The organism is Winogradskyella sp., assembly GCF_013213835.1.
Lineage (GTDB): Bacteria > Bacteroidota > Bacteroidia > Flavobacteriales > Flavobacteriaceae > Winogradskyella.
Genome location: NZ_JABSSU010000003.1, coordinates 415,810 through 430,763 on the forward strand (window position 1 = coordinate 415,810; position 14,954 = coordinate 430,763).

Consider the following 14,954-nt stretch of genomic DNA (forward strand, 5'->3'; position numbering starts at 1 on the left):
AATACTTATGACTGAGTGTCCTCAGTATTTCTATGATAAATTTTATCATCTAACCATTCCTTAACCGCTAATGCATGAGGCTTTGGTAATTTTTCGTAAAACTTAGAAACTTCTATTTGCTCTTTGTTTTCAAAAATTTCTTCAAGACTATCATTATACGTCGCAAACTCTTCTAGCTTATCTATTAACTCACGTCTGATATCTGTATTAATTTGCTCAGCACGCTTAGCAATCACAGAAATTGCTTCATATATGTTGTCTGTAGGAGCATCTATCTCATTTCTGTTGTAAGTTACCGTAGAAACCGGTGCATCTGTCTTCTTTAAATCCATCTCTATAGTGATTTTATTTTGTAGTACTATATAACTTTAATTGCTCTTGCAATTCTGATTCTCTTTGTTTGGCATCATCCATATGCCCAGAACTTGGATATGCCTTTTTAAATGCGTTGTAATAACCAAGCGCATCTTCTATTCGCTCTTTCTTTAACTGCTCTATACTGTTTACAGCTAAATTATAGGCTGCATCAAATCTGTAAAACATCGCATCATCTCTTAAAGATGTTCCAGGGAAATCTAATAAAAAATTATTAAATGACTTTATTGATGCCTTGTAATCTCTGATTAAGTCGTATTGTTTAGCAATTTCGTATGCCTTTTTTTCTAGTTTATAATCCAATTCTTTTATGAGCTTATTTGCCTCTGACAAATAACTTGATGTTGGATAAGCGTTCACAAACAACTGTAGTTTTTCAATGGCCTCAACAGTTTCTTTTTGTTCCTTAGAATATACGGGCGAATTAAAATAATAACCCTTTGCTGCTAAAAACATTGCCTCTTCTGCCTTTTCACTTTGGGGATATAAATCTTTAAATTTATCAAAGTGATAACTCGAAAAGTAGTAATCCTTCATTTTGTAAGAGCACATCGCATGCATAAAAGTCAATTTTTCTGCCTGAGGTTTACCTCTATACTTAGGTAAAATTTGATCAAAAAGACGATAAGCCTTACTATATTTTTCCGCTTCAAAAAGCTCTATTCCCATTTTAAATTTTTCAGCAGAATCTTCAGATTTTAATACTTTCTGAAAATCACTACAAGAAACGAGTAAAAGTGTTACTAATAGTATGTAAAGTCCTTTTTTCATATATTTTAAACAGGTGGCAAAACTACACATAATTAACGGATTTTGAAAACAAAAATTATGAGCGAAAATAAACCATGTTAATTCTGGCTAATACAATTTAAATTAAGTTTAACTTTTACCTAATTCAGTCAAGGCCTTTTTAATGTTTTTCTTGAGATCTTCGGTAGCCTCGACTAATGGTAAACGCACGTAAGAATGAGATACATTTAGCGCCTTTAACACTGCTTTAATACCAGCCGGATTATTTTCCGAGAATATTAAATTTGTTAATGGCATTAGCTTAAAATGAATATCGTAAGCTTCTTTTGCTTTACCAGCAATCCCTAAACGAATCATTTCTGTAAATTCCTTCGGTAATGCTTGTCCTATAACGGAAATTACACCAGAACCGCCAGCCAAAGCAACACCAAGCGCTAAATCATCATCACCAGAAAGTACAAGAAAATCCTTAGGCTTTGTTCTTAGTAATTCCAAATATTGATGTACGTTATTACCAGCCTCTTTAACTGCTATAATATTTTCAAAATCATTGGCCAACCTTATTGTAGTTTCTGGGGACATATTAGAAGACGTTCTTCCGGGTACATTATATATTATAATTGGCTTTGGAGATACCGAGGCAATGGCCTTAAAATGCTGATAAATTCCTTCTTGTGTTGGTTTACTATAATATGGAGATACAGATAAAATAGCATCTATATGAGATAAATCTGTTGCTTCAATTTCTTTGATTATGCTAGCTGTATTATTACCACCAATGCCTAAAACTAGTGGTAAACGCCCATTGTTTGTTTTAATAATAAAATTGACAATTTCCTGCTTTTCTTCAGCTGTAATTGTCACACTTTCACCTGTAGTACCGCTAATAACCAGATATTCTGTTCCGTTTTTAACATTTAACTCAATTAAACGTTCTAGCGCTTCAAAATCTACAGTTAGATCTTCCTTAAATGGTGTAATTAAAGCTACTCCTGTTCCTATAAATTTGGTCATTATATCTTATTTAGTATGTTTAAGTATTTTTTAAATTCTTTTTTGAAAATGTTCATTTGTTTAGGATCTAAATCAATGATGAGATCGTATAATCGTTCGTCATTACGTGACAAACCAACTTTAAAATTTGCTTTAGACAAAGTTGTTATCATATCTAACTCTAAACCGCCTTGCCTGTAATAACTAATTAATACATCAAAATCCTCTTGAATAAAATTCTTTAAATCGATATTATTCAATTTACCTTTCCATCCAAAATCTTTTGGACTGTATATGGTATCCCAGTGATTCAGTTCTAATTTATCATTACTCGAATAAGCAATGATCCTATGTTTTGGTGACAATAATTGTAACTCTTTAAAATACGCTCTAAAAGCCTCAAAATCATCAAATTCATCAACATTTAATAACACCGCTATGGTATTCACCTTTTTATTGTTAACCATTGATTTACGGCTAGACAATAATTTGTTGATGTATTTTTGATTTGATTTTTCTTTAAATGCCTTTAAAATCATTTATATTTAGCCTTTGTGCAAATTTAACAAAAGCACTCACAAATAATTGTTAACTAATCACAAGTTATTTAATGGCTAATAAACATTATGTCTTACTTCTACTTTCGTTTTTAGTTTTATGCTGTCGGCAGAGTAATAATGAAAGTACTTTGACTAAAATTGAAGGCGAACGCATTGAAATTAACAATGATCTTAAACCTAAACCTGAAATTGAAGAATTCATAGCTCCCTATAGAGAAAACGTCAATAAAAACTTAGACAGTGTTATTTCTTATGCACCAGAGACTTATGCAAAAGGTGATGGTGCGTTTAATACGGCTATTGGGAATTTTATGGCAGATGCTGTACTTGAAGAAGGCAATATTATTTTTAATAAACGCACAGGTCATAATATTGACTTGGTTTTATTAAATTTTGGTGGAATAAGATCGATTATTTCTCAAGGTGATATAACAACTAGAACAGCTTATGAAGTAATGCCATTTGAAAATTCTGTCGTAGTTGTTGGTATGAAAGGTGACAAAGTCATGGAAATGATGAACTATCTTTCTAAGGCTAAAAAGGCACATCCGGTATCTAAACAGTTACAACTTACATTAGGAAAAGACTTTGAGATTACATCGGTCTCTATACATGGTAAACCAATAGATTTAAACAAGACTTATTATGTAGCAACGAATGATTACCTATATAATGGAGGTGACAGAATGGGATTCTTTCAGCCAAATGAAGGTTTAGAAATTTTAGATTATAAAATTAGAAATGTCCTTATAGATCATTTCAAAAAACATGATACTATTCATCCTAAACGCGATAATAGATTTATTAAACTTAATGATTAATTCATTTTCAATCCGTTGAAAAGGTAAATGAAATTTTAAATGAAAAGAAGACAGTTTTTACAAAAATCTACTGCAGCGACAGCTCTAGTCGGACTATCTGGTTTAGGTCTGCAATCTTTTGAAACGTATACCACTAAAAAAATTACCATTCTTCATACCAATGATGTCCATAGCCATATTGACCCATTTGGACCAGATCATAAAAAGAATCCAAATAAAGGTGGCGTCGCTAGAAGAGCCACTTTAGTTGATCGCATTAGGAAGGAGAACCCCAATACGCTTCTTTTAGATGCAGGTGATATTTTTCAGGGTACACCTTATTTTAATTATTATGGTGGTGAATTAGAATTTAAGCTTATGAGTATGCTTAAATATGATTTGGTAACTATTGGTAACCATGATTTTGACAATGGCATTGATGGATTATACGCTCAACTGCCACACGCAAAGTTTGACTTCGTTTCAGCAAATTATGACTTTTCTAATACAGTATTAGACACACATGTGAAACCTTATAAAACATTTGTCAAAAATGGGATTAAAATTGGTGTTTTTGGATTAGGCATTCAGCTTGAAGGTCTTGTAGACAAAAAAATGTATAAAGAAACTATTTATCACAATCCAGTAGAAATTGCCCAAGACATGTCAAGAATTTTAAAAGAGGATGAAAAATGCGACTTGGTTATTTGTCTCTCACATATTGGTTACTACTATAAGAATAGTCCTAACCGTGTTTGTGACTTAAACCTAGCCAAAGCAACAAAAGATATTGACCTTATAATTGGCGGACATACGCATACGTTTTTACCAAAACCTACGATAGAAAAAAATAGTGTTGGCAAAAATGTTCTTGTCAACCAAGTTGGAGCCTATGGACTTTATTTAGGGAAAATAGATTTTTACTTCGAAAAAGGGAAAGCACCGAAAGCAGAAGGCACAACAATATTGGTGTAATTTTTTTTCTTAAAAGTACTCTGGCTCAGGCTCAGGACCAGTAAACTTAAGCTTAGATTGCTTATACAAAAACACAAAGGCTAAAACTATGAAAAACCCATAGATAAAGTTAATAAAGGGTTCCTCGAGCACATAAAAATAGGTCAACTGCATTATCTCAGAAAATACAATACAGATTGATCCAATTAGAATGAGCATCGATTTATTATCATAGCGATGTAAATAATTTATTAAGGCCATGGATAAAACTAACATAATAATACCCGTATAAAAATATTCTACTAGTTGACTGAATATTTGATACTCATCTTTTGGTAGTTCTGAAAGTGTAACCTCCGTAACTAATATGACGAAAAACACGTCTAAAACTAGCAATACAATCGAGACGAAAGGTGACTTCAGGAGTACTTTTTTCAAATTGAGTCCCTGAATGATTTTCATTATTAAGAATGTATAGGCAGAAATATAAAGTATATTTCCACTAAAGTAAAGTGTATTTAAGGTACTTTGATTTATATCTTCAATGAAAAAGTCTATTGACGACACTAAAAATCCAAGAGTGAAAAAGAGAATAAACAACACAAAATTCGTTGCTTTGGTATTACCCCAAATTAAATAGTAGACTAAAAAAAACACTAAACTAGCTGAACCAGCAAGTAAGCTAATTTTTTCTAAACCCATCCATTGTAGCGTAACAAAGGATACGGATAAAAGGATGATTAGTATTTTTACAATTTTACTTAGCGGCATTAAGTAATTCTCTTTATTTCAAGCAAATATAAAAATAATAATCAATATTTAAACGATAAAAAACATTATTTATCGTTTAAAAGATTTATTTGAGAAGTTTTTTCTTACTATACCATTAACAAGAAGTCTTGTTCAGAGATTATTGGCACATTATTTTTTTCCGCCTTTTCGCGTTTACTAGGTCCCATTTTATCACCAGCTACAAGGTAACTTGTTTTAGAAGAAATTGAAGAAGATACCTTACCGCCATTATCTTCAATACGTTTTTTTAATTCGTTTCTCGAGATGGTTTCAAATACACCTGACACAACAAATGTTTGACCTTTTAACTTTTCGGTTTGGTTTAATAATTTGTCAGCTGAAATTTCTAATTGTACCCCAAACGTCTTTAACCGCTCAACAATTATTTTATTTTCTTCTAAGGAAAAGAACTCTACAACGCTCTCAGCAATGCGTTCACCAATTTCATCCACAGCTACTAAATCTAAAGCTGATGCAGAACTTAAAGCACCTATTGATTTATAATGTTTTGCTAGTTTCTTAGCTACTGTTTCTCCTACATATCTAATTCCTAAGGCAAAAAGTACACGCTCAAACGGAATTTGTTTAGAAGCTTCAATTCCATTTACTAAGTTCTCAGCACTTTTTTCCGCCATTCGCTCTAAAGGAATCACTTGTTCCTTTGTGAGTTCGTATAAATCAGCATAGTTAGAAATTAAACCTTCTTTTACTAACAAGGCTACTGTTTCACCGCCCAAACCTTCTATATCCATAGCTTTACGAGAAATATAATGTTGAATACGACCAACAACTTGTGGTGGACAACCATTATAGTTTGGACAGTAATGTTTTGATTCACCTTCTGGCCTAATAAGCTCAGTTCCACATTCAGGACAGTGCGAAATATATTGTGTTATTACTGAATCTTCAGGGCGTTTTGATAAATCAACTGAAATAATTTTCGGTATGATTTCTCCACCTTTCTCAACAAACACCTCATCTCTTACTCTTATATCTAACTTCTCTATCTGGTCAGCATTATGTAATGAAGCCCTTTTTACAATTGTACCCGCTAATTGAACAGGTTCAAGGTTAGCTACAGGTGTAATAGCACCCGTACGACCAACTTGATAGGTAATTTCGTTTAATCGCGTGGACACTTGTTCTGCTTTAAACTTATAAGCCATTGCCCAACGTGGCGCTTTTGCTGTGAAGCCAAGTTCATCTTGCTGATACAAGCTATTTACCTTTATCACTACTCCATCGATTTCATAAGGTAAGTTATGCCTATGCTCATCCCAATAGGCAACATAGTCTAAAACCTCTTTAATAGAATTTACCAACTTAGCTTCTTTTGGTACTTTAAAACCCCATTCTCTAGCTTTTTCTAAACCTTCAAATTGTGTTGAAATATTAAGATTATTTCCTTTTATACTATATAATAAACATTCTAATGGTCGTTTTGCAACTTCTGAACTATTTTGAAGTTTTAAACTTCCAGAAGCTGTATTTCTCGGATTTCTATATGGCTCTTCATCATTAGCTATGCGTTCTTCATTCATTTTTAAAAATCCTTCAATAGGAAGAATGATTTCGCCTCTAATATCAAATCGCTCAGGAAAATCACCTTTTAACCGAAGTGGTACCGTATTTATAGTCTTTACATTAGCTGTAACCTCATCACCTTGCACACCATCGCCACGTGTTACTGCTCTAATAAGTTTTCCGTTTTCGTAAGTCAAGTTCATTGATGCGCCATCATATTTCAGCTCGCAAGTATAATGAACATCACCATCAACCATCTTTTTGATACGTTTTTCCCAATCTTCTAAATCTTCTTTGGAATAGGAATTATCTAAGGAATACATTCTAAAATCATGAACTACAGTTTTAAAGTTTTTGGTAATAGTACCACCAACGCGTTGCGTTGGCGAATTGGCATCAAAAAACTCAGGATTGGCATCCTCCAAAGCCTGAAGCTCTTTTAATTTTATATCAAATTCATAATCACTAATTGTTGGATTATCTAAAATGTAGTAATTGTAATTATGTTGACGTAGTTCGTCTCTTAATGCTTCTATTTTTTGTTGTGTATTCATTCTGTCTGTTATTCCTTATAAGAAATAGGAATTTTATTATTTTCAATTATTGCTTTAACTTGATGAGATTCCTGCCTTGCGCCTCCGCTAAAGCTTCAACGAACGCGGACGCAGGAATGACATAATTAATAAAAATCGTAAATCTAAATTCATCAATCGTAAATCCTAAAGTCCTTCTTTATTTAACCATTTTGGTGCTGGTAAAGGCACATAATTATTCATTTTTTCTAATAACCCTTCTATAGTTGTATCTACAACCACAGCATCTAAGTTTTCTTGTTTTAAAAAACCTCGCTGCACCATAACCTTGCATTGTTCTATTAAAGCATCGTAATAGCCGTTAATATTTAAAATCCCTATCGGTTTGGTGTGCAGACCTAATTGTCCCCAAGTGGTGATTTCAAAAAACTCATCCATAGTACCAAAACCACCAGGAATAATAATAAAACCATCACTTTTATCGTACATCAACACTTTTCTGTCGTGCATATTATCTGTTATGATAAGCTCCGTAAGTTCTGTGTTTACAATTTCTTTGGTTTGTAAAAATTTTGGAATTACACCTATTGTTTCACCATTGTTATCAATAACTGCTTGTGCTACTTTACCCATAATGCCAATCTTGGCAGCACCATATACGAGTGCTATGTCTCGTTTTGCAAAAATTTCACCAAGTTGATATGCGGTTGAAATGATTTCTGGGTCATTTCCTTCACTACTTCCACAAAATACTGATATGCTTTTCATAAGCCTTCCTTAATCCTTCCACAGGAAGAAAACTGTAATGTTTTATTTAATCTTTAGTTGCTTTCACCATTCGGTCATTGCCATACAAATCTATTTTCAACTCTACATTTTTAAGCCCTTTCTCTTCAAGTAATGCTATCATTTCATCACCAAGATATTGGTTAATCTCAAAATACAATTCACCTTTTATCGTCAACTTTTTAATAGCAAAATCAGTAATTGCATTATAAAAGACGAATGGTTCATCATTCTCAACAAACAAAGCTAAATGTGGCTCATTATCCAACACATTAGGTTTCATTTCTTGTTTCTCTAATTGTCGCACGTATGGCGGATTAGATACTATAATGTCAAATTCCAAATCTTTAAAAATCAAATTCCAATTGAGAATGTCAAGGATATCTAAATTCATAAACGTCACCTCAACCTCATTCATTTTAGCATTACTCTTAGCAATCTCTAACGCTTCTTTTGACACATCTAAAGCATAAACTTTTGCATTGGGCAAGTGCTTTGCCAAACTAATTGCAATACAACCAGAACCTGTGCCAATATCAAGAATTTTTAATTGTTGAGATACTTCACTTCGTTCTGAATCACATGACAAAATCCAATCTACCAATTCTTCGGTTTCTGGCCTTGGAATAAGTACATGCTCATTAACATTAAACTTTAAACCAAAAAATTCGGTTTCTCCTAAAATATACTGAATTGGTTTTTGTTGTTTTAAATCTTCAAGTACTTGAAAAATTGCATCAGATTCAGCCTTTGAAAAAGTAAATTCTGGTTCTAACGCGAGGTGAATTCTGGGAACATTAAAGAAATGTTCTGTTGTCAAAAAGAAAAAGCTTTCAACTTCATCAGAACCATACATTTCATCTAACGTCTTGTGAAATATTTCTCTTAAATCTAGCGCTTTCAATCTTTCAAATCCTTTAACATCCATACATTACACGAGTAATGACCTGTATCACCCATTGGTTCATCAATAAATTCAAACCCAACTCTTGTATACAACTTTCTCGCGTCATCCATATATGGCATAGTTTCTAAATAGCACTTTTCAAAACCAGATTCCTTTGCGAAAGACAAACAATATTGCATCATCTGTGTGCCTACACCTCTACCTCTTGCTTCTGGCAAAAAATACATTTTCTGAAGCTCACATATATTACCTTCATAATTTGCTAATGCAGCAATACCAGCACCACCAACTATCTTTGAACCATCTTCAACAACAAAATATTTCATTCGTGGATGATTATAGGTTTCGGTCATATGATCTAACGATACATCCTCGTAAGCTGTACCAACTTTTGGCACTCCCATTTCTATGAGCACATCTCTAATGGTCTGTGCAATTTTTGGGTCGTCTTTCTTTTGTATTTCTCTGATTATTAACGCTGATTCACTCACGATAAAAGCTTATTTTTGCAGTGTGAAGATAGTTTTATTTTAAATCTTTTAAGTCAATGTCTTGATTTGATTTTTAACAACTTCATAAAACTTTTCAACCAAGTAGCTAAAATCATTTGAATAAGGACGAAATCTATATCAATAGGTGCTTACAAATAGGCAATAACGGATTAGGAACTACCAGACCAAATCCTATGGTTGGCGCTGTAGTTGTTTATAATGATAGAATTATCGGAGAAGGATTTACAAACCCATATGGTGGTGCACATGCCGAAGTAAATGCTATAAATGCTGTTGCCGACAAGTCGTTGTTAGAAGGAAGTACACTTTATGTCACTCTTGAACCATGTAGCCATTATGGTAAAACACCTCCTTGCAGTGATATGATCATTAAAAATAAAATTCCTCGTGTGGTAATTGGCTGTATAGATGACAACCCTGAGGTAGCTGGAAGAGGTGTCAACAAATTAAAGGCTGCTGGATGCGAAGTCTTAGTTGGTGTGCTTGAAAAACAATGCAAAACGCACCTCAAACGATTCTTTGCATTTCACAATAAAAAACGTCCTTATGTTATATTAAAATGGGCACAAAGTATTGATGGATTTATTGCACCAAAAACTAAACGTCATAAAAAGTCTGTTTGGATTACGAACACCTATTCGCGTCAGCTCGTGCATAAATGGCGTGCTGAAGAACAAGCTATTTTAGTCGGTTCAAATACGGTGACTGAAGACAACCCAACTTTAGACGTGAGGGATTGGAAAGGCCATAATCCTATTAGAATTGTACTTGGAAAAATCAACCAACAGGGTACTTCATTTAATATCTATAATAACAGTTCAGAAACCTTCACCTTCAACCAAGATTTTTTAGATTATAGTAAACCAATTGCCGAACAGATTTGTGCTTTACTTTACTCCAATAATATTAATTCGGTAATTATTGAAGGTGGCTCACAAACACTTCAAACTTTTATTGATGAAGATTTATGGGATGAAGCTAGAGTGTTTCATGGGAATATCCGATTTGAAGAAGGCGTTAAAGCACCACATCTCATAGGTGATTTACAATCAGAATCACAACTACTAGAGGATATCTTAAAAATCTATACACGTGATTAAGACCATTATTTTCGACTTCGGTGATGTATTTATCAATCTTGACAAAAAAGGTACGATAGAACGCGCTAAAAATATCTTTGGGTATGATATTATTTCAGAACAAAAAGGCATTGCTAGTAATGCTATTTCCGAAACAAATGAAGCTTATGAAACCGGGAAAATAACCACTGAAGCTTTTATACATTTCTACACAAAGTTTGCTAAAAATGTTTCTTCTGAAGACTTAATACATTTATGGAATGGATTGATAAAAGACTTCCCTAAACATCGATTAGATTTTATAAAACAGCTTAAAGAAGAACAGAAGTATAAACTTATTCTTTTAAGCAATACTAACGAGCTTCATATTAATCATATTATAGAATATGTTCCTTTCTATGAAGAATTCAAAGCTTGTTTTGATGCCTTTTACTTATCTCATGAAATAGGTTACCGCAAACCAAATGAAGACATTTATAAATTCGTTCTATCAGAAAACAAACTTATACCGGAAGAATGTCTGTTTATAGATGACACTAAGCAGAATACAATTGCTGCGTCTAAACTTGGTATACATACTTGGAACATAGACGAGACTAAAGAGGATGTTGTGAATTTGTTTAAAGTTAAAAGTGAATTGTTTTGATTTTCCTAGCGATCAGTATTTTATCATCAACTGGCATATTTGTATTATTTAAACTTTTTAGGAAATACAATGTTAATACGCTACATGCCTTAATAGTAAATTATATAACCGCAGTTACATGCGGACTACTCATTCAGAATAAAGAGATAAACCTAAGCGATATAATCGGTTCTAGCTATTTTTATGCTGCCATATGTCTGGGCTTTCTGTTTATTAGCATCTTTTATGTCATGGCGCTTACTGCACAAAGAAATGGTCTTTCTGTAGCATCTGTAGCAAGCAAAATGAGTGTTATTATTCCGGTTTTATTCGGAATTATTATTTACAACGAGGGCGCTGGAATGCTAAAAATAATTGGAATTATACTTGCCTTATTTGCCGTTTATCTCACCTCTGTAAAACCTAAAAGCGATATCGTTTTATCCCGATCTATATATTTACCTATTATTTTATTTCTAGGATCTGGTATCATCGACACTGGTACCAACCATTTTGCACCAGAAAATGAAAAACCTTTATTTTTAGCATTAATATTTGGAATTGCAGGCAGTATCGGCATACTAATTTCCACTTACCAATCTTTAAAAAAGAAACTTCCCTTTAAAATAAAAACCATTCCTTTTGGTGTTGCACTTGGTCTTGTAAATTATAGTTCAATGCACTACTTGCTAAAAGCCCTTAGAGTAGAAGGTTTTGAAAGTTCAACCATATTTACAGTAAATAATGTAGCAATAGTAGCCTTGAGTACACTTTTTGGACTCGTCATATTTAAAGAAAAGATATCCTCAAAAAATTGGATAGGAATTGGTATAGCGTTAATTTCAATTGTATTAGTAACGCTCTACTAATTCCTATCTTTTATAATTCAAGAATTGTTAAGGTGTATTACTCCTTAATCACCTTCACAACTTGTGATCGGTCTTCTGAAGTCACTTCTACTAAATATAAGCCGTTTGTTAGTGTTTTTAAACTAATGTCATTTACATTCAAAGCATTCAACAATAGTTTACCTGACATATCAAATACCTTTATTTCATCAAGGACAACCTGAGTAGAAAACCTCAACATATCCTTAGTTGGATTAGGATAGAATGTCAAAGAAGTTAATGTTCTGTCATCTACTGAAAGTGCAACAACACAATCATCAGATATTACATTCTGATTTTCTATAATACCTGTGTTATTAAAGGTGACATTATCAAAAGCTGGATAATCTACAGGATATCTGTGAGCTCTAAATGAACCATTACCAGTTGGTGTCGCAAACTGGTCGAATACTGCCCCATCATTAACAGGTATTATATAAACCCATGCAATTTCACCAGTATTGGTAATTTCAGTAATTCTTCCTATATCTGACTCATTAATTAAAGAATTACCATTAGGCAATACCTGATAACCACATTGCGCGCCAGCATGCATTACCTCTGTCATTATAGTACCATCCCAAGACCAAAAGTAATCATTAGGTAAAAATTTACCATTACTCATGCTATAAACCCCATTAGTGTCATTCTGGTCAATAATATGAACAGAAGATGCTGTCATATTACTCCCATAACCATCATTACAAAATACAGACATTTTACCAGCGTTTGGACCATCAGTAATCCACTTTATATCATGTTGTCTTCCTAATTTTCTGTCAGTGATAGTACCTTGATTGTATGCTTCAGGATTACCCCAACGCCATAAAAAATCACCTCCTTTACCATATGTACCGCCAGTATGGCCAGCTGCCTCAGCTGTAGTGGTACTATGGTCAATTACAAAAACTTCACTTAAATGTCTACAAGAGACAGCAATTTGATCTAATACTGGATTATAATCAATTGCATTAGCATGTATAGGGTTAGACCCATTACCATTATCATAGTTAATATTGTACAACTCCGGATGATTGGAAACATCTCCGAAATTGGGTTTTGTATTATCAAAATCTTGAACTATATGGTCTATCATTTTCCATTCCCAAACAATATTTGCCGAATCTGTACCTACAGGTTCAATTTCTATGATTCTTTCAATTACAAAAGTAGGATTAGTATATGCTGTATCCATTCCATAATTATACATCTCAGTATTTGTGTATGAATCCCTTACTAATACCAAAAAATTTCCATTTGGTAAAGGCTCAATATCATGATGTATACGCCAACCAAAAGTAGACTGATAGTTAATACTCCATAACACATTATCGTCCCAGTCTTTTATCATAGCCTCTAAACCACTGCTCAATAATATATTTCCATTTTCTAGTAAATAAGTATTTCTAGAATTGTTGGCTGTAAAAGTCCATTGATTTAAAACCTCGCCACAATTATCAATCAAATAAACATTGTCGTCTGAAGTTGCTTTAAATAAGGTATAACCTTCATACTTATCAATATTGACATCGTTGTAAACTAAACCTATCGTTTCTTGTGAATTAGAAACACTGATAAGGATCAAACTTAGGAATAATGTAATCTTCTTCATTGCTTTTTCTTTTTTTAGCTAATATAAAAAATGTCGCACAAAAATGTAAATCCTTAACATAATTCACAAATATAAAGTCATCATTTTCTACATAAACCAATAAGTATTTTGATTATCAGAAACTTATATAAAAATAGTTTTGTATTAAGAAAAAGATATAAATACAACTGAAATCTTTAGTTTAGCAACACTGAATTAATGAAATCAAAAGATACATATAAAACCATTTCTAAAAAGGCCGAAGGCGAACTTTTTAAAGACAAGAACAGTAAATTCATAGGATTTGCATTTCCCGTATTGAATGATAACGACATTAAATTGAGAATTGAAGCTGTTAAAAAAGAACATCATGCTGCAAGACATTGGTGTTATGCTTATCAATTAGGCACCAGTGAAATCGTATATAGAGCCAATGACGATGGCGAACCAAGCAACTCGGCAGGAATGCCAATTTATGGTCAGATTAAATCATTTGACGTCACAAATACCTTAATTGTAGTCGTTAGATATTATGGTGGTGTAAAACTAGGTGTTGGTGGACTAATTAATGCCTACCGTACAGCTGCAAAGTCATCATTAGAAAATGCTGAAATTATTGAAAAAACAATTAACACTGTATTTAATCTCGAATTTGACTACAAACACATGAGCAAAGTAATGCGAATTATTAAGGAATACCGATTAAACGTATTACAACAAAAATTAGAACATAATTGTAATCTTAAAATATCTGTAAGAAAAAGTAACGCACCAGAAGTTTTTGAAATATTCAATCAATTTTACCAACTAGAAATCAGTGAATTATAACGAATAATCTTGCAGTTTATCTAAAAGGTACTTAGGACATCTTGTTGGTCTATTTCTTTTTTTGTCAATAAAAGCCAGAATTGTATTACCTGTAGCTAACAATTGTTCGTTATAATTTATGAGTTCATATTCAAATTCTATAGAAGCTGTGGGCAATTTTTTCAATCTAGTTTTTACTTTAAGCAGGTCGTCATAACGTGCTGAATTTTTGTAGTTTACAGACAACGAAATAACGGGTAACATTATTCCTTCTTCCTCCATCTTACTATAACTCAAACCAAACTCTCTTAACCATTCAGTTCTTCCCACTTCAAAATACACCGCATAATTTGCATGATACACCACACCCATTTGATCTGTCTCACCATAACGAACACGAATTTCAGTAACATTACTTTTCATTAATTTTATATTTGATTTAGGAAAAAATTTGTACATTTCAACGGGATTAAACATGA

The 14,954-nt window shown here is 32.8% G+C and carries 17 protein-coding genes; 6 read left to right on the top strand and 11 right to left on the bottom strand.

The genetic code is table 11. The annotated features are described in order from the left end of the window. Positions 1-5 precede the first annotated feature (5 nt). The 4 genes from HRU50_RS04730 to HRU50_RS04745 form a co-directional block, all read right to left on the bottom strand. Positions 6-332 carry a DNA-directed RNA polymerase subunit omega gene (locus HRU50_RS04730; RefSeq protein WP_296348690.1) on the bottom strand — a complete coding sequence of 109 codons (327 nt, stop codon included), beginning with the start codon at positions 330-332 and terminating at the stop codon, positions 6-8. A 13-nt stretch (positions 333-345) separates the two neighbouring features. After that, a complete protein-coding gene (gene bamD, locus HRU50_RS04735) occupies positions 346-1,146 on the bottom strand; it encodes an outer membrane protein assembly factor BamD (protein ID WP_296348692.1) in 801 nt (266 codons plus the stop codon). Between the two features lie 108 nt (positions 1,147-1,254). After that, positions 1,255-2,139, bottom strand: coding sequence for a 4-hydroxy-tetrahydrodipicolinate synthase (gene dapA / locus HRU50_RS04740; protein WP_296348693.1), 885 nt, complete (start codon positions 2,137-2,139; stop codon positions 1,255-1,257). Further along, complete coding sequence (locus tag HRU50_RS04745; protein ID WP_296348694.1) at positions 2,139-2,585, bottom strand: hypothetical protein; 447 nt, start codon at positions 2,583-2,585, stop codon at positions 2,139-2,141. Before HRU50_RS04745 ends, dapA begins: the two co-directional genes overlap by 1 nt. Positions 2,586-2,728: 143 nt before the next feature. Here HRU50_RS04745 and HRU50_RS04750 point away from each other — a divergent pair, with 143 nt between their 5' ends. Both HRU50_RS04750 and HRU50_RS04755 read left to right on the top strand, forming a co-directional pair. Beyond that, positions 2,729-3,499 carry a 5'-nucleotidase gene (locus tag HRU50_RS04750; RefSeq protein ID WP_296348696.1) on the top strand — a complete coding sequence of 257 codons (771 nt, stop codon included), beginning with the start codon at positions 2,729-2,731 and terminating at the stop codon, positions 3,497-3,499. A gap of 39 nt (positions 3,500-3,538) precedes the next feature. Next, on the top strand, positions 3,539-4,453 hold the full coding sequence (locus HRU50_RS04755) for a bifunctional UDP-sugar hydrolase/5'-nucleotidase (protein ID WP_296348698.1): 915 nt from the start codon (positions 3,539-3,541) through the stop codon (positions 4,451-4,453). A 9-nt stretch (positions 4,454-4,462) separates the two neighbouring features. Here the strand turns inward: HRU50_RS04755 and HRU50_RS04760 are convergent, their stop codons facing one another. From HRU50_RS04760 to HRU50_RS04780, 5 genes are all read right to left on the bottom strand, one after another. Then, on the bottom strand, positions 4,463-5,203 hold the full coding sequence (locus tag HRU50_RS04760) for a hypothetical protein (protein ID WP_296348700.1): 741 nt from the start codon (positions 5,201-5,203) through the stop codon (positions 4,463-4,465). Between the two features lie 107 nt (positions 5,204-5,310). Next, the gene (ligA, locus tag HRU50_RS04765; protein ID WP_296348702.1) at positions 5,311-7,302 is read right to left on the bottom strand and encodes an NAD-dependent DNA ligase LigA; all 1,992 of its coding nucleotides are present in this window, start codon (positions 7,300-7,302) and stop codon (positions 5,311-5,313) included. A 165-nt stretch (positions 7,303-7,467) separates the two neighbouring features. Continuing rightward, on the bottom strand, positions 7,468-8,049 hold the full coding sequence (locus tag HRU50_RS04770) for a TIGR00730 family Rossman fold protein (RefSeq protein ID WP_296348704.1): 582 nt from the start codon (positions 8,047-8,049) through the stop codon (positions 7,468-7,470). 46 nt (positions 8,050-8,095) lie between these two features. Next, a complete protein-coding gene (prmC, locus tag HRU50_RS04775; protein WP_296348706.1) occupies positions 8,096-8,995 on the bottom strand; it encodes a peptide chain release factor N(5)-glutamine methyltransferase in 900 nt (299 codons plus the stop codon). Continuing rightward, positions 8,968-9,465, bottom strand: a complete 498-nt coding sequence (locus HRU50_RS04780) for a GNAT family N-acetyltransferase (protein ID WP_296348709.1) — start codon at positions 9,463-9,465, stop codon at positions 8,968-8,970. The genes prmC and HRU50_RS04780 overlap by 28 nt, the downstream gene beginning before the upstream one ends. 116 nt (positions 9,466-9,581) lie before the next feature. Here HRU50_RS04780 and ribD point away from each other — a divergent pair, with 116 nt between their 5' ends. From ribD to HRU50_RS04795, 3 genes are read left to right on the top strand one after another with little or no spacing between them, the layout of a single operon-like run. Further along, positions 9,582-10,586 (top strand): bifunctional diaminohydroxyphosphoribosylaminopyrimidine deaminase/5-amino-6-(5-phosphoribosylamino)uracil reductase RibD, encoded by a 1,005-nt coding sequence (ribD, locus tag HRU50_RS04785; RefSeq protein WP_296348711.1) that lies wholly within the window; start codon positions 9,582-9,584, stop codon positions 10,584-10,586. Next, positions 10,579-11,211, top strand: coding sequence for an HAD family phosphatase (locus HRU50_RS04790; protein WP_296348714.1), 633 nt, complete (start codon positions 10,579-10,581; stop codon positions 11,209-11,211). The genes ribD and HRU50_RS04790 overlap by 8 nt, the downstream gene beginning before the upstream one ends. Beyond that, positions 11,208-12,059: an EamA/RhaT family transporter gene (locus HRU50_RS04795; protein ID WP_296348716.1), complete on the top strand. Its 852-nt coding sequence runs from the start codon at positions 11,208-11,210 to the stop codon at positions 12,057-12,059. Before HRU50_RS04790 ends, HRU50_RS04795 begins: the two co-directional genes overlap by 4 nt. A 37-nt stretch (positions 12,060-12,096) precedes the next feature. Here the strand turns inward: HRU50_RS04795 and HRU50_RS04800 are convergent, their stop codons facing one another. Further along, a complete protein-coding gene (locus tag HRU50_RS04800) occupies positions 12,097-13,689 on the bottom strand; it encodes an aryl-sulfate sulfotransferase (protein WP_296348718.1) in 1,593 nt (530 codons plus the stop codon). Between the two features lie 198 nt (positions 13,690-13,887). Here HRU50_RS04800 and HRU50_RS04805 point away from each other — a divergent pair, with 198 nt between their 5' ends. Next, positions 13,888-14,496 carry a YigZ family protein gene (locus HRU50_RS04805; RefSeq protein ID WP_296348720.1) on the top strand — a complete coding sequence of 203 codons (609 nt, stop codon included), beginning with the start codon at positions 13,888-13,890 and terminating at the stop codon, positions 14,494-14,496. On the opposite strand, the gene HRU50_RS04810 is transcribed toward HRU50_RS04805, so the two are convergent. After that, a complete protein-coding gene (locus tag HRU50_RS04810; RefSeq protein WP_296348723.1) occupies positions 14,491-14,898 on the bottom strand; it encodes a thioesterase family protein in 408 nt (135 codons plus the stop codon). The two genes, HRU50_RS04805 and HRU50_RS04810, sit on opposite strands and share 6 nt — an antisense overlap. Positions 14,899-14,954: the final 56 nt, after the last annotated feature.

Excerpts from the sequence above, each read along its gene's own strand:
- HRU50_RS04810 (WP_296348723.1), bottom strand. The coding sequence starts at position 14,898 with ATGAAAAGTAATGTTACTGAAATTCGTGTTCGTTATGGTGAGACAGAT.
- HRU50_RS04750 (WP_296348696.1), top strand. The coding sequence starts at position 2,729 with ATGGCTAATAAACATTATGTCTTACTTCTACTTTCGTTTTTAGTTTTA.
- HRU50_RS04800 (WP_296348718.1), bottom strand. The coding sequence starts at position 13,689 with ATGAAGAAGATTACATTATTCCTAAGTTTGATCCTTATCAGTGTTTCT.
- HRU50_RS04805 (WP_296348720.1), top strand. The coding sequence starts at position 13,888 with ATGAAATCAAAAGATACATATAAAACCATTTCTAAAAAGGCCGAAGGC.
- prmC (WP_296348706.1), bottom strand. The coding sequence starts at position 8,995 with ATGGATGTTAAAGGATTTGAAAGATTGAAAGCGCTAGATTTAAGAGAA.
- ligA (WP_296348702.1), bottom strand. The coding sequence starts at position 7,302 with ATGAATACACAACAAAAAATAGAAGCATTAAGAGACGAACTACGTCAA.
- HRU50_RS04760 (WP_296348700.1), bottom strand. The coding sequence starts at position 5,203 with ATGCCGCTAAGTAAAATTGTAAAAATACTAATCATCCTTTTATCCGTA.
- bamD (WP_296348692.1), bottom strand. The coding sequence starts at position 1,146 with ATGAAAAAAGGACTTTACATACTATTAGTAACACTTTTACTCGTTTCT.
- HRU50_RS04755 (WP_296348698.1), top strand. The coding sequence starts at position 3,539 with ATGAAAAGAAGACAGTTTTTACAAAAATCTACTGCAGCGACAGCTCTA.
- dapA (WP_296348693.1), bottom strand. The coding sequence starts at position 2,139 with ATGACCAAATTTATAGGAACAGGAGTAGCTTTAATTACACCATTTAAG.
- HRU50_RS04770 (WP_296348704.1), bottom strand. The coding sequence starts at position 8,049 with ATGAAAAGCATATCAGTATTTTGTGGAAGTAGTGAAGGAAATGACCCA.
- HRU50_RS04730 (WP_296348690.1), bottom strand. The coding sequence starts at position 332 with ATGGATTTAAAGAAGACAGATGCACCGGTTTCTACGGTAACTTACAAC.
- HRU50_RS04745 (WP_296348694.1), bottom strand. The coding sequence starts at position 2,585 with ATGGTTAACAATAAAAAGGTGAATACCATAGCGGTGTTATTAAATGTT.